The sequence below is a fragment of the Variovorax sp. AB1(2024) genome (assembly GCF_037482385.2).
In the GTDB taxonomy this organism is placed as follows: domain Bacteria; phylum Pseudomonadota; class Gammaproteobacteria; order Burkholderiales; family Burkholderiaceae_C; genus Variovorax.
In genome coordinates this window covers 2,347,788-2,367,677 of record NZ_JBBHKP020000001.1, presented here as the reverse complement: position 1 = coordinate 2,367,677, position 19,890 = coordinate 2,347,788, and the positions used below count along the sequence as shown (strand labels likewise).

The window sequence follows — 19,890 nt, the reverse complement described above, 5'->3', positions numbered from 1 at the left end:
AAAACCCGGGCCGTGAACTCCGCCCCAACCTCCACTCCCATCCTGCAACTGCAGGACATCGGCTTCGCCTACCCCGGCCAGAGCGCCATCGCATCCGGCTGGACCGCCTCGATCGGCCCCGGCGTGACGCTGCTCCATGGCGACACGGGCGCCGGCAAGTCGGCCCTGCTCCAGGTGATTGCCGGCGTGCTGCCCGCCAGCGGCCGGCTGACGGTGGCCGGCACCCGCCTGGACGCCTCGCCAGAGGCCTACCGCCGCCAGGTGTTCTTCGTCGACCCCGCCACCGACCGCTTCGACCAGCTCACCGCCCGCGAGTGCACGCGGCAGCTCACCGAAGGCGACACCGGCTTCGACCCCAACGCCTGGCAGGCACTGGTCGACGGCTTCTCGCTCGAGCCGCACCTCGACAAGAAGCTCTTCATGCTCTCGACCGGCTCCCGGCGCAAGGTCTGGATGGCCGCGGGGCTCGCCTCGGGCCGGCCGCTGGTGCTGCTCGACGAGCCGACCGCCGGGCTCGACGCCGGATCCACCCGCTGCCTCTGGAAAGCCCTTTCGGACATTGCCGGGCGGGGCCGCCGGGCCGTTCTGGTCGCCAGCGCGGCGCTGGTCGACACCGTGCCGCTGGCGGCTACCATCGCCCTGCCGCTGGATTGACAGAGCCTTTCGCGGGGAGATCGCTCCCCCGGATCGGCCACCCTCCCTCCGCCCGGCGACAATCGCTACCTCGTGAACTGATTCATCCCTGAAGTTCACGCCACCCGACAACCCAGGATTTACGGACGCAAGCGCATGAGCTCGAAGCAACCCACCATCGTCTACACCCTCACCGACGAGGCGCCCCTGCTGGCGACCTACGCGTTTTTGCCCATCATCCGCGCCTTCACCAATCCGGCCGGCATCGACGTCACCACCAGCGACATCTCGGTGGCAGCCCGCATCCTGGGCGAATTTCCCGAATTCCTGAGCGACGACCAGAAGGTGCCGGACAACCTGGCCGAACTCGGCAAGCTCACGCTCAAGCCCGAAGCCAACATCATCAAGCTGCCCAACATCAGCGCCTCGGTCGCCCAGCTCAAGGCGGCGATCAAGGAGCTGCAGGGCAAGGGCTACAAGATTCCCGACTACCCGGAGAACCCGACCTCGGACGAGGACAAGGACATCCGCGCGCGCTACAACAAGTGCACCGGCAGCGCCGTGAACCCGGTCCTGCGCGAAGGCAACTCCGACCGCCGCGCGCCCAAGGCCGTCAAGGAATACGCGCGCAAGAACCCGCACAGCATGGCCGAGTGGAGCCAGGCCTCGCGCTCGCACGTCTCGCACATGCACGGCGGCGACTTCTACCACGGCGAAAAGTCCATGACGCTTGACCGCGCGCGCAACGTCAAGATGGAGCTGATCACCAAGAGCGGCAAGACCATCGTGCTCAAGCCCAAGGTCGCGCTGCTGGACCGCGAGGTCATCGACTCCATGTTCATGAGCAAGAAGGCGCTGCTGGCCTTCTATGAAAAGGAAATCGAGGACGCGCACAAGACCGGCGTCATGTTCTCGCTGCACGTCAAGGCCACCATGATGAAGGTCTCGCACCCCATCGTGTTCGGCCACTGCGTGAAAATCTTCTACAAGGAAGCCTTCGAGAAACACGGCAAGCTGTTCGACGAACTGGGCATCAACGTCAACAACGGCATGGTCGACCTGTACACCAAGATCGCCACGCTGCCCCAGAGCACGCAGGACGAGATCAAGCGCGACCTGCACGCCTGCCACGAGAACCGCCCCGAGCTGGCCATGGTCGACTCGGCCAAGGGCATCACCAACTTCCATTCGCCCAACGACGTCATCGTGGACGCTTCCATGCCCGCGATGATCCGCAACGGCGGCAAGATGTGGGGCGCCGACGGCCGCCTGAAGGACGTGAAGGCCGTGATGCCCGAATCGACTTTCGCCCGCATCTACCAGGAGATCATCAACTTCTGCAAGTGGCACGGCGCCTTCGACCCCAAGACCATGGGCACGGTGCCCAACGTGGGCCTCATGGCCCAGAAGGCCGAGGAGTACGGCTCGCACGACAAGACCTTCGAGATCCCCGAAGACGGCGTCGCCAACATCACCGACCTGGACACCGGCGAAGTGCTGATGAGCGAGAACGTGGAGCAAGGCGACATCTGGCGCATGTGCCAGGTCAAGGACGCCGCGATCCGCGACTGGGTCAAGCTGGCCGTCACCCGCGCGCGCAACTCGGGCATGCCGGTGGTGTTCTGGCTGGACGCTTACCGCCCGCACGAGGCGCAGCTGATCACCAAGGTCAAGATGTACCTGCACGAGCACAACACCTCGGGCCTGGACATCCAGATCATGAGCCAGGTGCGCGCCATGCGCTACACGCTGGAGCGCGTCGTGCGCGGCCTGGACACCATCAGCGCCACCGGCAACATCCTGCGCGACTACCTGACCGACCTGTTCCCCATCATGGAACTGGGCACCTCGGCCAAGATGCTGTCGATCGTGCCGCTGATGGCCGGCGGCGGCCTCTACGAAACCGGCGCGGGCGGCTCGGCCCCCAAGCACGTGCAGCAGCTGGTGGAAGAAAACCACCTGCGCTGGGACTCGCTGGGCGAATTCCTCGCGCTGGCCGTCAGCCTGGAAGACCTGGGCCTGAAGACCGGCAACAAGAAGGCCTCCATCCTGGCCAAGACGCTCGACACCGCCACCGGCAAGCTGCTGGACAACAACAAGAACCCGTCGCCCAAGACCGGCCAGCTCGACAACCGCGGCAGCCAGTTCTACCTGGCGATGTACTGGGCGCAGGAACTGGCCGCGCAGACCGAAGACAAGGAACTGCAGGCGCTGTTCGTGAAGCTGGCCGACTCGCTCACCAGCAACGAGAAGAAGATCGTCGAAGAGCTGGCGGCCGTGCAGGGCAAGCCCGTCGACATCGGCGGCTACTACCTGGCCGACAAGACGAAGTTCGAGGCGGTGATGCGCCCGAGCGCCACGCTGAACGCGGCGCTGGCTTCGGCGCAAAGCTGACGCGCTGACGAAGCGATGAGCCCACGGGACGGCGGCAAGCGCCGTCCCGGCTCACTCGCGCAGAGCGAGGGACGGAACTAGACTGTTCGCCCCCTCAGCTCTTCCAGGCAGGCCCCTCATGAAATACCGTCTGCTTATTTCCCTCGCCCTGGCCTTCGCAGGCGCCGCCCACGGCGCCGAAGACTGCGAATCGCTGCGCACCCGCATCGAATCGAAGATCGCCGCCGCCGGTGTCGCGCGTTTCGCCGTCACCGTCGTCGATGCCAACGCAACGGCGGCCGGCCAGGTGGTGGGCAGCTGCGAACTCGGCAGCAAGAAGGTCGTGTACGAGCGCGACGTCGGGCCGGTGCGCGAAGGCGTCGCTCCCGCGCCTGCGTCGGGCGCGCCCTCCCGCGGCAGCGAGCCGATCCTCACCGAATGCAAGGACGGCACCGTGTCCGTCGGCGGCGACTGCAGGAAGCAGCCCTAGCAAAAAGCCGCCGCCCCCGGATCAGCCACCCCGGGCCTCCGGGTCCAGCAGCCCCATCTGCATGCCCTCGCGCACGGCCTGCGCGCGCGACTTCACTGCCAGCTTGCGGTAGATGTTCTTGACCTGCGCATCGACCGTGTGGGGCGAGCGGTAGCTCGTCTCGGCGATCTGCTTGTTGCTCAGGCCCTGGGAGACCATCCGCAGCACGTTGATCTCTCGCGGGGACAGCGAAGACCGCCCGCAGTCCGGGCCCGGCGGCTGCAGGCTGCGCACCCGCCTTGGCTTGGCGGGCGGCCGCACGGCAGCCGCGTCGGCCTTGACTTCGTGCATCTGGCGCGCATCCAGGATGCGCTGGGCGATCCGCGACGCCGTCGCCGTGTCGCCTTCCGCGACCAGCCGCATCAGGAAGGCCAGTTCGACCTCGTTCGCCTCGGAGAACAGCGAACCCACGGCGCCCGCCGCGGCCACGCAGTCCGCATGCAGCGCCTGCGCGGCCATGGACAGCGCGGCCGGCTCGGTGCCGCGCTTGCCCTCGCGCAGGGGTTCGGTGGGGATCCTCGTTGTTTTTTTATCGGACAGCATGTGTCGGCGCTCGCTCGAGAAGGGTGGAAAACTGCGAGACCCCTTGTCTCGGGGCCTCCGCGTGGCCCTGCAACCACGTCACCCCGAAGATTGCTTTCGTATGACAAACGGCCTTGACCGTGCGTCTCAGTTCTTGCGAGAATCCGCCGCAAATCCGTTACTTTTTGGCACTTTAGGTTTATTTTCAGATTTTCTGAGAGCCTGTCCGCCTGATTCGGAGCGTTTTTGATGGGCTTGCGCGAAACAGAAACCGTCTCCCGTTCCTCCCTGCGGAGCGGCATCTCCCACAGCCATTTCGACGTGGCTGCCGAACCTGCGCACCGGCAATTCCTGGCCTGGCGCGAGCGCGTGGGCCATGTGATCGACGTCGTCCCCTCGGCATCGGACATCGGCAAGCCGTTCCACGCGTCCATCGACCGGTACGAAGTCGGTGACATCGTCTTCACCGACTGCCGCTCCGACGCCATGCTGCTCGAGCGCTCGCTCGCGCGCATCTCCACCGACAACGTCCGCAACTACGCCTTCCACGTGTTCGCCGAAGGCGACGTCGACAGCGTGACCGTGCGCTCCTCGGCCCAGCGCGACGCACCGGCCGCGGCGAAATTCGTGGCGCTCGACATGGGCCAGCCGGTGCGCATGCATCGCAACGCCTGCCATGTGCTGACCTTCTTCGTGCCGGGCGCGATGGTGCAGGAGGTCTTTCCCGATCCCGCGGCCGTCCACGCCCGCACGATGCAGCCCGACTCGCCCATCGCACAGTTGGCGCTGGACCACACGGCCGCGCTCGGCCGGGAGATCGCGACGCTGAGCGCCCCGGCCGCCGAAAGCGCCGTGCGCGACGCCGTGCAGTTGCTGCTCGCGGGCTTCGGCAAGCAGGCGCGCCTGAGCGGCGGCGCGCGTGCAGCCACCCGCGCGGCGATGTTCGGGCAGGTGCGCCGCTATGTGCAGGCCAATTTGCATCGCGCCGACCTGTCTCCGGAGAACGTGCTGGCGGCGCTGCATCTTCCGCGCCCGACCCTGTACCGGCTGTTCCAGCACGAAGGCGGCCTGGGTGCGTACATGCGCCACCTGCGGCTGCGGCATGCGGCCGACGACCTCGTGCGCTATCCGCACATCATGGTGACCGACGTGGCCTACGGCGTCGGGTTCAAGAGCCCGTCGGACTTCACGAGGGCCTTCCGAAGGGCCTACGGCATGTCGCCGCAGGAGTTCAGGGCTTCGTCGGGCGCGCCTCACTGACCACCCGCGCGATCCACGCCAGCAGCACGGCGACGACCTCGTCGCGGTTGACCTCGTTGAGCGTCTCGTGGCGCGCACCGCCGAACACGTGGCTCGACACGTCTCGCAGCCCCGCCTCGCGGTAGCGCTGCACCAGCGGATAGAACCACTCGGCCTTGTTGCTGACCGGGTCCTGGTCGCCGATGAACAGGTACAGCGGCAGATCGGGGCGGATGCGCTGTCGCATCGCCTCGGGCGTCAGGTCCGCCAGCTTCGCGAACATCGAGCCCAGCCCCTCGGCCGAGACGGTGAAGCCGCACAGCGGATCGGCGATGTACGCGTCGACCTGCGCCGGGTCGCGGCTGAGCCAGTCGAACGGCGTGCGCACATCGGGCAGCGCGGCGTTCATGTCCTCCAGCTTGAAGCCGGACTGCAGCGCGGTACCCAGCAGGTCGAGCGCCGACGTGCCCGAAAGCACGGCCCCCGCCAGCAGCGCGCTGTGCTCGACGAGGTAGTACTGCGTGGCGAAAGAGCCCATGCTGTGGCCCAGCAGGATCAGCGGCAGCCCCGGGTGCACGCCGCGCACGTGGCGGCTCAGGAGCGCCATGTCGTCCACCAGGCCGGCGAAAGCGCGTGGACCGAACTCGCCCAGCTCGCCGCGCGCGGCGGCGCCCTTGCCGTGGCCCCGGTGCTCGTTGGCGTAGACGACATAGCCGGCCTCCACCAGCGCTTGCGCCAGATGCCGGTAGCGCAGCGAATGCTCGCCCATGCCATGCGCCAGTTGAATCACGGCGCGCTGCGTCGGGCCTTGCCAGCGATGCGCTTCGATCGCGATGCCGTCGTTGGAAGTCAGGTCGAAGTGCGTCTCTGTGCTCGGCATGCAGTGCTCCATTGAAAAGGGAACGCCATCCTAGGGGGTGGCGGGCGCAGCGAGGATCAGGGCTTTCCAGCTTCTTGCGCGCGGCGGGCCGCGAGCAGCCCCACCATCTTCTTCAAGGCTGCCTCCAGCGTGGGCTCGACGTGGATCGAGCAGGCCAGCATCAGGTTCAGCGGCTGGCCGAAGTCTTCGACGGCAATGCCGGTTCCGGTTTCGCGCAATACGCCGTTCGCGTCCACTTCGCACGGCAGCGCCGCACGCACGCGCCCTGCATAGCTGCCTTCGGGCACGCCATAAGCCACGACCGGAATCCCCAGAGCGACTGCGGCCCCCACCTCGAACACCGTGCCCGAGTCTGGCTCCAGTCCCCTGAAGCTGGCGAGATTGGCGAGAACGCCATCGGCGCCGCGAAGGCGCTGCATGTTGGCCTCGTAGATCTGCATCTCCGGAGTCTGCGTGCTCTGGTCTTCGTTGCCATCCGCAGGTAACAGGACCGCAAGGCCCGCGGCTTCGCAAGCCGCCTTGAGCCGGACGAAGTGCTCTCTCGCGTCAGGACGAAAGACATCCGGCCCGGCCAGGTAGACGCGCGGACGCGGCGCGATGTCGAGGGCTTCATTCATCGGCAAAGCATCGGCTATTTCCGGGCCGGGCTCAATCCCGGCGGCGTGACGGGAAGTGACAGGCAGCCAGATGCATTCATGGCGGATTGGGCAAGAAGTTCGCACGAAACGACTACCACCCAGCCCCTGTTTTTCTGAAGAATCGCTGCATCACCCAGGCTACGGTGCCGCTCTAGCGCGAAAGTACCAAACGGGGGCCCGAGCCAGCCTTTCCCCTTCGCATCGCGTTTTGCAGGATCAGGCAGAAACCGCGTTCGATCCGGATACCGCTTGCGGCCCTTGCCGCGAGAAACTTCCCGTCATGCCCGGCGCACGCTCATCTCTGGTGTGCGCCCCGCGGCCAACCGACCAGCACAAGGAGTTCTCCATGACCGCAATCCAGGAAAAAGTCGTCCTCATCACCGGCGCGAGCAGCGGTATCGGCGAAGCGACCGCGCGGCTGCTTGCGCGGCGCGGCGCCAAGGTGGTGCTCGGTGCGCGGCGCACCGACCGGCTCGCGGCGCTCGTGGCCGAGATCGAAGCCACCGGCGGCACCGCCAGCTTCCAGCGCCTCGACGTCACGCACCGGCCCGACGTGGAAGCATTTGCCGAGTTCGCCCTCGAGACGCACGGGCACATCGACGTGCTGGTGAACGCCGCGGGCGTGATGCCGATGTCGCCGCTGTGGAACCGCAAGATCGAGGAGTGGGAACTCATGATCGACGTGAACCTGCGCGGCGTGCTGCTCGGCATTGCGGCCGTGCTGCCGACGATGCAGGAGCAGGGCTGGGGCCACATCGTCAACGTGGCGCCGGTGGCGATGCAGGGCGTGTCGCCCGCCTCCGCCGTCTACCACGGCACGCAGTACGCGGTGAACGCGATCTCCGAGGGGCTGCGCCAGGAGCACGCCGGCCGCCTGCACGTGACGATGATCAGCCCCGACGTGAACGGCCCGGGCGACCCGCTGGCCGAACGCATCGCCAACAGCTACTCGCGCGAGCGCATGCGCACCAACCGGCGCATCGCGGTGCCGGTGGACGCGGTGGCCCGTTCGATTGCCGGCGCCATCGAGGGCTACGGCATCACCGTCGACACGATGCGGCTGCCCTACAGGCAGAAGCCGCATCCCGCCGTGTACGTGCAGTGATTCAGTAGGTCTTGTAGGGCAGGAACTTGCCCGACAGCACCACGTTGACCCGGTCGCCCTTCGGGTCGGCCTGGCGCTGGATGTCCATGCTGAAGTCGATGGCGCTCATGATGCCGTCGCCGAACTCCTCATGGATCAGTTCCTTGATGGTGGTGCCGTACACGCTCACCACCTCGTACCAGCGGTAGATGAGCGGGTCGGTCGGCACCGGCGTGGGCAGCGAGCCCTTGTAGGGCACCACCTGCAGCCATTTCTGCTCTTCCGGCGTGAGGCCGAAGATCTTGCCGACGACCTTGGCCTGCTTGTCGTCGAGCGTCATCTGGCCGAGGCAGGCGGCGGTGGTCCACTCCTTGGAGAGACCGACCTTCCTGGCCACGTCGGCCCACTGGATGCCCTTGCTCACCTTGACGGTGATGATCTTCTCCGTGACGTCGTTGCGGTTCATGCGGTCTCCTGTTTGAACATGCCGGAGCAAGCAACAGCCGTGCCGGAGGTCAGCGCAACTTGCGCTCCGCTTCCTTGATGGGCTGGTCGTTGATGCTCGCGAAGCGGCGCTGCATCAGGCCGTTCTCCGCGAACTCCCAGTTCTCGTTGCCGTGGCTGCGATACCACTGGCCCGCGTCGTCGTGCCACTCGTACTCGAAGCGCACCGCGATGCGGTTGTCCATGAAGGCCCATAGCTGCTTCTTCAGCCGGTAGTCGAGCTCGCGCGTCCACTTGCGCGAGAGGAACTCGACCACCTGCTCGCGGCCGTTGACGAACTCGGCGCGGTTGCGCCACTCGGTGTCGGGCGTGTAGGCCAGGCTCACGCGCACGGGGTCGCGCGAGTTCCAGGCGTCTTCGGCCGCCTGGACCTTCTTGATGGCCGATTCGAGGGTGAAGGGCGGCAGCGGGGGGCGTGATTCCATGAGAGTCTTTCAATGAAGTGGCAAGAGGGAATGCACCGCAATGTGCCACATGTAGACAGACCTGTCTACATGCCTACAATCGCACCATGGACATCTCCGCACTGCCGGCGCGCGAGCGCATCCTGCTCACCGCCCACGACCTCTTCTATGCCGACGGCATCCGCGCCACCGGCATCGACCGCGTCATTGCGACCTCGGGCGTCACCAAGGTCACGTTCTACCGGCACTTCCCGTCGAAGGACGACCTGGTGCGCGCCTTTCTCGACCACCGCCACGGCCTGTGGATGGCGTGGTTCGTCGACGCGCTGGGCCGGCGCGGCGCGCAACGGCGCATCGAGGGCGGGCAGGCGCTGATGGTGCTGGCCGACGTGATGGCCGAGTGGTTCGCCGACCCGGCGTTTCGCGGCTGCGCGTTCATCAACTCGGTGGTGGAGATCGGCGCCAGCGTGGCCGGCGCCACCGGCATCGCGCGCGAGCACAAGCGCGAGATGGTCGAAGTCATCGCGGGCCTGCTGCCCGATGTTCCGCAACGCATGGCGCTCGCGCAGGCTGCGGCGCTGGGCGTGGACGGCGCCATCGTCAAGGCGCAGATGGGCGACGCGGCACTGGCGCGCGAAGCCGTCGACGACCTGCGCCGGCTGCTCCAGGCACTGACGGCCACGCTCGCCGTCGCCTAGGCCGGAGCACTGGCAGCCGGGAGCGTTCGATACCATCGAACCCCGCAGCTTTAGCCGACAAGAAGATGGTTTCACCGCGCCTTCCCTCGACCCAGGGCCTCCAGGCCTTCGAGGCCGTCGCGCGCCTGCGCAGCGTGAACCTGGCGGCCGAGGAACTCAGCGTGACGCCCAGCGCGGTGAGCCACCGCATCCGCCAGCTCGAGCTTCTGCTGGAACTCAAGTTCTTCACCGGCAGCGACTTCAGCCTCAGCGCCGACGGCATGGCCTACCTGGCCCGCGTGCGCGAGGCCATTGCGGCACTGCAGCAAGTGCCCGGCCGCGAGCCGGCGTCGCAGATGCGGCGGCTGCGCGTGGCGGTCACGCCCACCTTCTCGCGGCAGATACTGCTGCCCCGGCTCGCGCGCTTTCGCGATACCTACCCGAACATCGAGCTGATGCTGCAGGTGACGGCGCCGGTGCGCAGCTCCACACTGGAAGAGGTCGACCTGGAGCTGCGCTTCGGCACCGGCCCGTTTCACGACCGCGAGTTCTGCCAGTTGCTGGCCGACGAGGTGTCGCCCGCGTGCAGCCCGGCGTACCTGCAACGCCACGGCCCGTTCGAGGACGGCTTCTCGACCGACGCCGAGGTGTCTCGCTCGCAGTTGCTGCGCACGCCGCTGGAGTCTTGGCGCACCTGGTTCAAGGCCTGCGGCATCGGCCTGCCCGAGCCCGCCAGCGGCCACCAGCTCACCGACCTGGGCCTGGCGCTCGATGCGGCGGCGGAAGACTTCGGCGTGGTGCTGATGCACCTGAAGCTCGGCAGCGCCTGGCTCGACAATGGCCGGCTCGTGCGGCTGTCGCCACGCAGCGTGCCTTCGCCCAACGCCTACTTCCTGTGCTGGCGGCCGGGCACCATGGAGCGCTGGGAATGCGCCACCTTCGTCGAGTGGCTGCGGCAGGCGCTGCGGGACTGAATTCTTTTCAGCCGAGGCCCCCGCTTTTTTCAGATGGCCCGCCGGGGCACCTGCCGATAATGGCCGGTTAGCCCCCGCCAACCCACAAAGACCATCCAGGAGACGCACCGTGCCCGACCTTTCCAAGATCACCAGCATCGAAGACCTGCGGGTGATCGCCAAGCGGCGCGTGCCGAAGATGTTCTACGACTACGCCGACTCCGGCGCCTGGACCGAGGGCACCTACCGCGCCAACGAAAGCGACTTCCAGAAGATCAAGCTGCGCCAGCGCGTGGCGGTGAACATGGAAGGCCGCTCGCTGCGCACCACCATGGCCGGGCAGGAAACCGCGATGCCCGTGGCCATCGCGCCCACCGGCCTCACCGGCATGCAGCACGCCGACGGCGAGATCCTCGGCGCCCGCGCGGCCAAGGCCTTCGGCATTCCGTTCACGCTGTCGACCATGAGCATCTGCTCGCTCGAGGACATCGCCGAGCACACCGGCCGCCACCCGTTCTGGTTCCAGCTCTACGTCATGAAGGACCGCGACTTCATCGAACGCCTGATCGAGCGCGCCAAGGCCGCCAACGTCACCGCGCTGCAGCTCACGCTGGACCTTCAGATCCTGGGGCAGCGCCACAAGGACATCAAGAACGGCCTCACCGCGCCGCCCAAGCCCACCATCAAGAACCTCATCAACCTCGCCACCAAGCCGGCCTGGTGCATGGGCATGCTGGGCACGAAGCGACGCACCTTCGGCAACATCGCGGGCCATGCCAAGGGCGTGAAAGACCTGTCGTCGCTGTCTTCGTGGACCGCCGAGCAGTTCGACCCCGCGCTCAGCTGGGCCGACGTCGAGTGGATCAAGAAGCTCTGGGGCGGCAAGCTCATCCTCAAGGGCATCATGGACGTGGAAGACGCGCGCCTGGCCGCCAACAGCGGTGCCGATGCGCTCATCGTGTCGAACCACGGCGGCCGCCAGCTCGACGGCGCGCCCTCTTCCATCGCGGCACTGCCCGCCATCGTCGAAGCGGTGGGCAGCGAGATCGAGGTGTGGATGGACGGCGGCATCCGCAGCGGGCAGGACGTGCTCAAGGCCCGCGCGCTGGGCGCACGCGGCACGCTCATCGGCCGGAGCTTCCTGTACGGGCTGGGCGCCTACGGCGAGGCCGGCGTGACGCGCGCGCTGCAGATCATCCAGAAGGAGCTCGACATCACCATGGCCTTCTGCGGCCGCACGAACATCGACGACGTCGATTCGAGCATCCTGCTGCCCGGCACGTTCTAGGGCCTGCGCGAAGGCCACTTCGGAGGTAGGCCGATGAGGCGCCGGCTGACACGGCGCCCCCACGTGCAGGCGCAGAATGTTTTGGCAACAACAACATCGCCCGCACGGCGGCAAAGGCACCATGAGCGCAGTCACGCCTACCCATGGAGGCCAGACGGCTTCCTCTTCTTCTTCGTCCCCACCGCACTACAGCGCCGAAGAAAAACGCCACCGCGTCTTCGCGATCATGGCGGCCTCCTCGGGCAACCTGGTCGAGTGGTTCGACTTCTACGTGTATGCCTTCTCGGCGCTGTACTTCGCGCCGGCCTTCTTTCCCAAATCGGACCCCACCGCGCAACTGCTGAACACCGCAGGCGTGTTCGCGGCCGGCTTCCTCATGCGGCCCATCGGCGGCTGGCTGTTCGGCCGCGTGGCCGACCGGCTCGGGCGCAAGACCTCGATGCTGATCTCCGTCACCATGATGTGCGGCGGCTCGCTCGTCATCGCGGCGCTGCCCACCTATGCGCAGATCGGCGCCTGGGCGCCCTTCCTGCTGCTCATCTGCCGCCTGTTCCAGGGCCTGTCGGTGGGCGGCGAATACGGCACCACCGCCACCTACATGAGCGAGGTCGCGCTGCGCGGGCAGCGCGGCTTCTTCTCTTCGTTCCAGTACGTCACGCTGATCGGCGGCCAACTGCTGGCGGTGCTGGTCATCGTGGCGCTCGAGCAGATGCTGACCGAGGCCGAGCTCAAGGCGTGGGGCTGGCGCATTCCGTTCGTCATCGGCGCCATCGCCGCCGTGGTCGCGCTGCTGCTGCGCCGCACGCTGCATGAAACGCAGAGCGCCGAGGCCCGGGAGAACAAGGAGGCCGGCAGCATCGCGGGCCTCTTCAAGCACCACACGCCTGCGTTCCTGACGGTGCTGGGCTACACCGCCGGTGGCTCGCTCATCTTCTATACCTTCACCACCTACATGCAGAAGTACCTGGTGAACACGGTGCACCTGCCGATCAAGACGGCGAGCTACGTCATGACCGGCGCGCTGTTCGTCTACATGTGCATGCAGCCGGTGTTCGGCGCGCTGTCGGATCGCATCGGGCGGCGCAACAACATGCTGCTGTTCGGCGGACTGGGTGCGCTGGCCACGGTGCCCATTCTCACGGCCCTGCAGCACACCACCAGCCCGGTGCTGGCCTTCGTGCTCATCATCTTGGCCCTGGCCATCGTGAGCTTCTACACCTCGATCAGCGGCATCGTGAAGGCCGAGATGTTCCCGCCCGAAGTGCGCGCGCTGGGCGTCGGGCTGGCCTACGCGGTGGCGAACGCCATCTTCGGCGGCTCGGCGGAGTACGTGGCGCTGGGCCTAAAGTCGCTGGGCCACGAGTCGGCCTTCTTCTGGTACGTGAGCGCGATGATGGTCCTCGCCTTCGTCGTCAGCCTGCGCCTGCCGCGGCAAGCCAGCTACCTGCATCACGATCACTGAGGGTGCAAAACCCCTTTGTTCGGGCAATTCAGACCCGAACCAAGGGGACATACTTCCGCCTCCTAGAGGAAAGAGGCATGAAGTCAAAGCTGGAAACAGCCATGGTGTGCGGCGTTGCCGTGCTCGTCTACGGCGCGCTGATCGGCGTGTTCGCGGCCTATCCACCAGCCGCCACCGGCGACTGGGCAGCCTGGGCCCAGGCCTTCGGCTCCGTCACCGCCATCGGCCTGGGGCTGTGGGTCGTGCAGCGTCAGCACACGCTGGAGATGCAGCGCCGCGAGGCACGCAAGCTGGCGGCCCGGCTTTCGATGCACCAGGGGGCGCTGCAACTGATCAACGCGGTTTATGTGGTCGCGGAGAAGGTCAAGTCGCACCCCGACGAAACCGCGCTCGACCTGCTTCACCTGTCGCTCGAAGTCGAAGGCATTACGTCGGCGCTGGCGAATGTGGACCACCTGCGCTTCGAAACCCCGCGTGCGATCGATGCGCTATTGGCGGCGCAGTCGGCTTCGAGGAAGCTGCTGGCGCATCTGCAGCGGGCTTATGACTTGTCTCTGGATGGGCGGGGGCACAAGTGGGCGCCGGTGAAGGAGTTTGCTGAGCAGGCCAGTGCTTTGGTGAGGCCGCCTATGGAGGCGTTTCGTGCGGAGCTTGCGCAGGCGCAGAAGTAGGCAGCGCCTGGAAGTGCTTCTCGGCGTGCTCGCAAGGGCTTTCTTCCTGCGTTCTCACAACTCAAATATCCGCGCCATCCCCACCCACTTCTCCCCCACAGGCGTCCAGGGCGTAGCCGCCTGAAACTTCCACATCAGCTCCTCCCACTCCCTGATCTTCGGGTCGCTCTTCGAAGCCAGCGCCATCGCCTCCGCGTCATACCGCGCGTCGTCCGTCTCCATCAGCATCACCATCCGCGTGCCCAGCCGATAGATCTCCATCGCAATCACGCCATGCGCGACAAGATGCGCGCGCACCTCGGGCCATATCTCGCGGTGATACGCCTCGTACTCGGCAATCAACGCCGGGTCGTCCTTGAGATCGAGGGCAAGGCAATGGCGCATGAAAACTCCAGTCCAAGAAAATCAGGTCAACGCTCGGTCCAGGTGCGTATACCCGCCGTCCACGAACACCCACTGCCCCGTCGTGTGCGAAGCGCGCTCCGACAGCAGGAACACGACGTTGTCCGCAATCTCCTGCGGGGTGGTCATGCGGTGCCCCAGCGGAATCTTGCTGGTGATCTCTTCCAGCTTGCGGTCGGGCTCGTCGAAGCCCGATATCCATCGCTGGTAGAGCGGTGTCATCACTTCGGCGGGAATCACCGCGTTCACGCGCACGCCGTCTTCCCGCAATGACGCGGCCCACTCGCGGGTCAGCGAAAGTTGCGCGCCCTTGGCAGCGGTGTAGCCGCTGGTGTTGCCCTGGCCGGTCACCGCCGTCTTCGACGAGATGTTGACGATCGCGCCCCTGCTCGCCTTCAGGTGCGGCAGGCAGTAGTGCGCCATCACGTAGCAGTGGATGAGGTTGCGTTCGAGCGAACCGACGAAGGCCTCGCGCCCGGCTTCCAGGCCCACGCTGTCGTTCACGCCGGCGTTGTTGACCAGCCCGTCGATGCGGCCGAACTCCGCGGCGGTGTCGGCCACGGCCTTGGCGCAAGCCGCCTCCTCCATCAGCTCGAACTGGAAGAAGCGCATGCGCGGCTGCAGCGCGCGCAGCGCTTCTTCGAACGGCGCATCGAGCGGGTTCTTGCCGCAGATCACCGGCACCGCGCCCTCGCTCGCCAGCGTCATCGAGATGGCAGCGCCAATGCCGCTGCCGCCGCCGGTGACGAGCACCACCTTGTCTTTCAGATGGAGGTCCATGGTCGTGCAGTGCCTTTCTGTTTTCTGTTCATCCGCGAAAGCGGTAGCGTTCCAGCGATTCGGGCTTCATGGTGATGGAGAAGCCCGCGCCCTTCGGCGGCATGTAGGCCGCATTGCGGATCTCGCAGGGTTCGATGAAGTGCTCGTGCAGATGGTCGACGTACTCGACCACGCGGCCTTCGCGCGTACCGGAGATGCAGAGGTAGTCGATCATCGACAGGTGCTGCACGTATTCGCACAGGCCCACGCCGCCGGCATGCGGGCACACGGGCAGCTTGTACTTCGCGGCCATGAGCATAACGGCAAGGATCTCGTTCACGCCGCCGAGGCGGCATGCGTCGATCTGCACCACGTCGATGCCGCCGCGCATGATGAACTGCTTGAACATGATGCGGTTCTGGCACATCTCGCCCGTGGCCACCTTCACGGGCGCCACGCCTTTGCGGATCTTGCGGTGGCCCTCGACGTCGTCGGGGCTGGTGGGCTCCTCGATGAACCACGGCCTGGCAAAGGAGAGTTGCCGCACCCAGTCGATGGCCTGGTCGACTTCCCAGACCTGGTTGGCGTCGATCATCAGGTGGCGCTCGGGGCCGAGCACCTCGCGCGCCACCGTCAGGCGGCGGACGTCGTCCTGCAGGTCGCGCCCCACCTTGAGCTTGATGTGGTTGAAGCCGGCGTCCACGGCCTCCTGCGCAAGCGTGCGCAGCTTCTCGTCGGAGTAGCCGAGCCAGCCGGCTGACGTGGTGTAGCAGGGGTAGCCCTCGGCCTTCAGCGTGGCGATGCGCCCGGCCTTTCCCTTCGCGGCTTCGGTGACGAGCGCCAGCGCCTCGTCGGGCGTGATGCAGTCGGTGATGTAGCGGAAGTCGATGCAGCGCACGAACGCCTCGGGGCTCATGTCGGCCACCAGCTGCCACACGGGCTTGCCTTCGGACTTGGCCCACAGGTCCCACATCGCGTTGACGACCGCGCCGGTGGCCAGGTGGATCGCGCCCTTGTCCGGGCCGATCCATCGCAGCTGGCTGTCGGAGGTCACGTGGCGCCAGAAGCGCCCCATGTCCTGCGCCACCCATGCAAGGTCGAGCCCCACCACCAGGTGGCGCATGGCCTCGATGGCGGCGCAGCAGATTTCGTTGCCGCGTCCGATGGTGAATGTGAGGCCGTGGCCCTCGAGCCCCGGCTGGTCGGTTTCGAGCACGACATACGCCGCCGAATAATCCGGGTCGGGGTTCATCGCGTCGGAACCGTCGAGCTGCTGCGAGGTGGGAAAGCGCACGTCGAGCACGCGCATCGATCGGACTGTGGTCATGTTCAGTCGTACAGTACGGCCGCGATCTTGGGGTCGGCGATGTTGGTCTTGTCGTACCAGAAGAACCCGGTGTCCACCACCTTCGGCAGCTTCTCGCCCTTGATCGCCTTCACCGCCATCTCCACGGTCTTGTAGCCCATGCCCACCGGATTCTGCGTGATGGCGCCGGCCATGCTGCCGTCCATGATCGCGTTCTTCTGCTGCTTGCCGGAGTCGTAGCCGATGATCACGACCTTGCCGTTGCGCTTCATCTCCTTCACGCCGTTGACCACGCCGATGGCGGAGCCCTCGTTGGCGCCGAAGATGCCCTTGAGGTTGGGCGATGCCTGCAGGATCGACTTGGTGATCTCGGTCGACTTGAGCTGGTCGCCGCCGCCGTACTGCACGCTCACGATCTTGATGTTGGGGTAGGCCGACTTGATGCGGTTGACGAAGCCGTCGCGCCGGTCCACGCCGGTGCGGCTGGTCTGGTCGTGCACCACCAGCGCCACTTCGCCGCTCTTGCCGATCAGCTCGGCCATCTTGTCGGCGGCCAGCGCGGCGGCGGCCTTGTTGTCGGTGGTCGTGGTGGTGACGGGTATGTCGCTGTCCACGCCGGAGTCGAAGGCCACCACGGGAATCTTCGCGGCCTGCGCCTTCTTCAGCAGCGGAATGGCGGCCTGGCTGTCGAGCGCGGCAAAGCCGATGGCCTGCGGCTTCTTGGCCAGCGCGGCGGAGAGCATGTCGATCTGCTTGTCGACCATCGCCTCGGTCTCGGGGCCTTCGAAAGTGACCTTGACCTTGAAGTCTTTCGCGGCCTGCTCGGCGCCCGACTTCACGGCCTGCCAGAACTGGTGCTGGAAGCCCTTGGACACGAGCGGGATGTAGACCTCCTGTGCCTGCTGCGCGTGCGCCGCAAAGCCCGACAGGCCGATGAGGGCCGCGCCCAGCGTGGTGGTGACTGCTCTTCTCTGGATCATTCGATGTCTCCTGTGGTTGTGAAAATCAGCTCAGTGCCTGCTGCCGCCGCGCCGGCGAAGGATGTCCGCGTACACGGCAAGAATGATGATCACGCCCGTGACCACGGTCTGCCACTCCTGCGCGACCGAAAGAATGCGCAGGCCGTTGGTCAGCACGCTCATGATGAAGGCGCCGATGATGGTGCCGACGATGGTGCCGGTGCCACCGCTGAGCGACGTGCCGCCGATGACCACCGCAGCAATCGCATCGAGTTCGTAGCCCTGCCCCAGCGCAGGCTGCGCGGAGTTCAGGCGCGAGGCAATCAGCAGACCTGCTATGCCGCAGATGCCGCCGCTCACCGTGTAGACCAGCACTTTCCAGAAATCGGTGTTCACGCCGGAGAGCCGCACCGCTTCCTCATTGCTGCCGAGCGCGAAGGTGTAGCGCCCGAGGATGGTCTTGTTGAGCACGATGCTGGCGGCAACGGCCACCAGGAACAGGATGAGCACCGCATTCGGAATCGGCAGCGACGGAACCAGGTAGCCGATCAGCGAGTCCTGCGAGATGACGGTGAAGCCCGGCGTGTCGTTGAAGTAGATCGGCTTGGTGCCCGAGATCACCAGCGACAGGCCCTTGAGCAGCATCATCATGCCCAGCGTGGCAATGAACGGCGGTATCTTGAGCTTGGCGATCAGCACGCCCGACACGAAGCCCGCCAGCGCGCCGAAAAGTATCGCGGCCGCAATGCCGAGCGCGAGCGGCATGCCCATGTAGGTGAGCACCACGCCGGCCATGACGGCGCAGAAGGTCATCAGCGTGCCCACCGACAGGTCGATGCCCGAAGTGATGATGACGAAGGTGCAGGCAATCGCCAGCACGCCGTTCACCGCGGTCGACTGGAGAATGCTCACCAGGTTGTCGGCCTGCAGGAACTGCGGCGACGCGATGCTGAAGAACACCATCAGCACGATCAGGCTGGCAAAGGCCAGCATCTTCTGCCGCGTGGCCGGACGAAAGAGCCGTGCCTTCAGCGAGAAGCCGGGCGTGGCAGCGGTGGTGGCGGTGGGGGTCGTCAAGGGGTGTCTCCAGTGTCGTCAGGTGGCGGTGGCGGCTTCGCGCCGGGTGGCGAGCTGCATGATCTTTTCCTGCGAGGCTTCGCGCCCCGCCAGTTCGCCGGTGATGCGGCCTTCGCACATCACCAGCACGCGGTGGCTCATGCGCAATATCTCGGGCAACTCCGAAGAGATGATCACGATGGCCTTGCCCTGTTCTGCCAGCGCGTTGAGCAGGCGGTAGATCTCGGCCTTGGCGCCCACGTCGATGCCGCGCGTGGGCTCGTCGAAGAAGAGCACGCCGCAGTCGCGCAGCAGCCACTTGGCAATCACGATCTTCTGCTGGTTGCCGCCGGAGAGCAGCCGCACCTGCTGCTGGGTCGAGGGCGTCTTGATGTTGAGCTGCTTCACGAAGCGCTCGCCCGCCGCGCTGATGGCGGCCTGGTCGATGAACATGCCCATCGACAGGAAACGCTTCATGTTCGGCAGCGCAATGTTGGTCTCCACGTCCATGCCGGTGGCCAGGCCGAAATGCTTTCGGTCTTCCGAGAGATAGCCGATGCCGTGCGCCACCGCGTCTTCGGGCGAGCGGATGGACACTTTCCTTCCGCGCACGAAGACCTCGCCGGCATCGATGCGGTCCGCGCCGAACACGGCGCGTGCAAGCTCGGTGCGCCCCGCGCCCATCAGCCCCGCAAAGCCCAGGATCTCGCCCTTGCGCAGCACGAAGCTGGCGTTGCGCACCATGGTGCCGCGGCAGATGCCCCGTGCTTCCAGCACCACTTCGTTGCCCGAGGTGTCGGGAAATTCGTTTTCCACGTCGGTGAGCCGGCGCCCCACCATCATGGCGATGAGCGAGTCCATCGGCGTCTCGGCCATGGGCACGGTGGCGATGTACTGGCCGTCGCGCATCACGGTCACGCGGTCGGCAATGCGCTTGAGCTCGTCCATCTTGTGCGAGATGTAGACCACCGCCACGCCCTGCGACTTGAGCTGCCCGATGATGCGGAACAGGTCGGCCACTTCCTCGTTGTTCAGCGCGGCGGTGGGCTCGTCCATGATGAGCACGCGCGAGTCGAAGGACAGCGCCTTGGCGATCTCCACCATCTGCTGCCTGGCCACCGTGAGTTCGCCCACCGGCGTGCGCGGGTCGAGCCGCAGGTTCATGCGCTCGAAGATGCGTTGCGTTTCCGCGCGCATGACCTCCTCGTCGATGAACAGTCCCAGGCGCCCGCGCGGCTCGCGGCCGATGAAGATGTTCTGCGCCGCGCTCAGGTGGTTCATCAGGTTGAGCTCCTGATGGATGATGCCGATGCCCAGCGCCTGCGCAGCGCGCGGGCTGTCGATGTCCACGGGCTGGCCGTCGAGCAGCACCTCGCCGGAGTCCTTGCTGTAGACGCCCGCGAGCACTTTCATCAGCGTGGACTTGCCGGCGCCGTTCTCGCCCATGATGGCATGCACCTCGCCTGGCTGCAGATCGAACTGCGCCTTGTCGAGCGCGCGCACGCCGGCAAATGACTTGCAGAGGTCGCGGATGGTGACGATGGATGGCAT

The 19,890-nt window shown here is 66.3% G+C and carries 21 protein-coding genes; 10 read left to right on the top strand and 11 right to left on the bottom strand.

Annotated elements, in window-relative coordinates; translation table 11 throughout:
• Positions 1–12: 12 nt before the first annotated feature.
• The 3 genes from WIX39_RS11055 to WIX39_RS11045 all read left to right on the top strand — a co-directional run bounded on the left by WIX39_RS11055 (position 13) and on the right by WIX39_RS11045 (position 3,496).
• Positions 13–654, top strand: a complete 642-nt coding sequence (locus WIX39_RS11055) for an ABC transporter ATP-binding protein (protein ID WP_409195044.1) — start codon at positions 13–15, stop codon at positions 652–654.
• A 135-nt stretch (positions 655–789) separates the two neighbouring features.
• Entirely contained in the window at positions 790–3,027 is a 2,238-nt protein-coding gene (locus WIX39_RS11050) for an NADP-dependent isocitrate dehydrogenase (RefSeq protein ID WP_409195043.1), read from the top strand.
• A gap of 118 nt (positions 3,028–3,145) precedes the next feature.
• Positions 3,146–3,496 carry a DUF1161 domain-containing protein gene (locus WIX39_RS11045; protein WP_409195042.1) on the top strand — a complete coding sequence of 117 codons (351 nt, stop codon included), beginning with the start codon at positions 3,146–3,148 and terminating at the stop codon, positions 3,494–3,496.
• 21 nt (positions 3,497–3,517) lie between these two features.
• Here the strand turns inward: WIX39_RS11045 and WIX39_RS11040 are convergent, their stop codons facing one another.
• Entirely contained in the window at positions 3,518–4,078 is a 561-nt protein-coding gene (locus WIX39_RS11040) for a helix-turn-helix transcriptional regulator (RefSeq protein WP_409195041.1), read from the bottom strand.
• Positions 4,079–4,378: 300 nt separating this feature from the next.
• Here WIX39_RS11040 and WIX39_RS11035 point away from each other — a divergent pair, with 300 nt between their 5' ends.
• Complete coding sequence (locus tag WIX39_RS11035; protein ID WP_409195040.1) at positions 4,379–5,317, top strand: AraC family transcriptional regulator; 939 nt, start codon at positions 4,379–4,381, stop codon at positions 5,315–5,317.
• Here the strand turns inward: WIX39_RS11035 and WIX39_RS11030 are convergent.
• Both WIX39_RS11030 and WIX39_RS11025 read right to left on the bottom strand, forming a co-directional pair.
• Positions 5,289–6,176: an alpha/beta fold hydrolase gene (locus tag WIX39_RS11030; protein WP_409195039.1), complete on the bottom strand. Its 888-nt coding sequence runs from the start codon at positions 6,174–6,176 to the stop codon at positions 5,289–5,291. The genes WIX39_RS11035 and WIX39_RS11030 overlap by 29 nt on opposite strands.
• Before the next feature lie 56 nt (positions 6,177–6,232).
• The gene (locus WIX39_RS11025) at positions 6,233–6,793 is read right to left on the bottom strand and encodes a nucleoside 2-deoxyribosyltransferase (protein WP_409195038.1); all 561 of its coding nucleotides are present in this window, start codon (positions 6,791–6,793) and stop codon (positions 6,233–6,235) included.
• A 367-nt stretch (positions 6,794–7,160) separates the two neighbouring features.
• On the opposite strand from WIX39_RS11025, the gene WIX39_RS11020 reads away from it, so the two are divergent.
• Positions 7,161–7,919, top strand: coding sequence for an SDR family oxidoreductase (locus WIX39_RS11020; RefSeq protein ID WP_106937521.1), 759 nt, complete (start codon positions 7,161–7,163; stop codon positions 7,917–7,919).
• Position 7,920: 1 nt separating this feature from the next.
• On the opposite strand, the gene cynS is transcribed toward WIX39_RS11020, so the two are convergent.
• The gene (cynS, locus tag WIX39_RS11015) at positions 7,921–8,364 is read right to left on the bottom strand and encodes a cyanase (protein ID WP_081265803.1); all 444 of its coding nucleotides are present in this window, start codon (positions 8,362–8,364) and stop codon (positions 7,921–7,923) included.
• 49 nt (positions 8,365–8,413) lie between these two features.
• Positions 8,414–8,827, bottom strand: coding sequence for a DUF1348 family protein (locus WIX39_RS11010; protein ID WP_106935344.1), 414 nt, complete (start codon positions 8,825–8,827; stop codon positions 8,414–8,416).
• Positions 8,828–8,913: 86 nt separating this feature from the next.
• On the opposite strand from WIX39_RS11010, the gene WIX39_RS11005 reads away from it, so the two are divergent.
• The 5 genes from WIX39_RS11005 to WIX39_RS10985 all read left to right on the top strand — a co-directional run bounded on the left by WIX39_RS11005 (position 8,914) and on the right by WIX39_RS10985 (position 13,857).
• A complete protein-coding gene (locus WIX39_RS11005; RefSeq protein ID WP_106935345.1) occupies positions 8,914–9,504 on the top strand; it encodes a TetR/AcrR family transcriptional regulator in 591 nt (196 codons plus the stop codon).
• Between the two features lie 65 nt (positions 9,505–9,569).
• Positions 9,570–10,457, top strand: a complete 888-nt coding sequence (locus WIX39_RS11000; protein ID WP_106935346.1) for a LysR substrate-binding domain-containing protein — start codon at positions 9,570–9,572, stop codon at positions 10,455–10,457.
• Between the two features lie 109 nt (positions 10,458–10,566).
• Positions 10,567–11,724, top strand: a complete 1,158-nt coding sequence (locus tag WIX39_RS10995) for an alpha-hydroxy acid oxidase (RefSeq protein WP_205367888.1) — start codon at positions 10,567–10,569, stop codon at positions 11,722–11,724.
• Positions 11,725–11,845: 121 nt separating this feature from the next.
• Positions 11,846–13,186 carry an MFS family transporter gene (locus WIX39_RS10990; protein WP_106935348.1) on the top strand — a complete coding sequence of 447 codons (1,341 nt, stop codon included), beginning with the start codon at positions 11,846–11,848 and terminating at the stop codon, positions 13,184–13,186.
• Positions 13,187–13,263: 77 nt separating this feature from the next.
• Positions 13,264–13,857, top strand: coding sequence for a hypothetical protein (locus WIX39_RS10985; protein WP_081265797.1), 594 nt, complete (start codon positions 13,264–13,266; stop codon positions 13,855–13,857).
• 54 nt (positions 13,858–13,911) lie between these two features.
• Here WIX39_RS10985 and WIX39_RS10980 read toward each other — a convergent pair whose 3' ends face one another.
• Genes WIX39_RS10980 through WIX39_RS10955 form a run of 6 tightly spaced genes read right to left on the bottom strand, consistent with a single transcriptional unit; the run spans position 13,912 to position 19,890 of the window.
• A complete protein-coding gene (locus WIX39_RS10980; RefSeq protein WP_106935349.1) occupies positions 13,912–14,241 on the bottom strand; it encodes an L-rhamnose mutarotase in 330 nt (109 codons plus the stop codon).
• Positions 14,242–14,262: 21 nt separating this feature from the next.
• Positions 14,263–15,039, bottom strand: a complete 777-nt coding sequence (locus WIX39_RS10975; RefSeq protein WP_106935350.1) for an SDR family oxidoreductase — start codon at positions 15,037–15,039, stop codon at positions 14,263–14,265.
• Positions 15,040–15,067: 28 nt separating this feature from the next.
• Positions 15,068–16,345, bottom strand: coding sequence for an L-fuconate dehydratase (locus tag WIX39_RS10970; protein ID WP_106935351.1), 1,278 nt, complete (start codon positions 16,343–16,345; stop codon positions 15,068–15,070).
• A 2-nt stretch (positions 16,346–16,347) separates the two neighbouring features.
• A complete protein-coding gene (locus WIX39_RS10965) occupies positions 16,348–17,304 on the bottom strand; it encodes an ABC transporter substrate-binding protein (protein WP_081265793.1) in 957 nt (318 codons plus the stop codon).
• 30 nt (positions 17,305–17,334) lie between these two features.
• Positions 17,335–18,360, bottom strand: coding sequence for an ABC transporter permease (locus WIX39_RS10960; RefSeq protein WP_106935352.1), 1,026 nt, complete (start codon positions 18,358–18,360; stop codon positions 17,335–17,337).
• Between the two features lie 18 nt (positions 18,361–18,378).
• Positions 18,379–19,890 carry a sugar ABC transporter ATP-binding protein gene (locus WIX39_RS10955; RefSeq protein ID WP_106935353.1) on the bottom strand — a complete coding sequence of 504 codons (1,512 nt, stop codon included), beginning with the start codon at positions 19,888–19,890 and terminating at the stop codon, positions 18,379–18,381.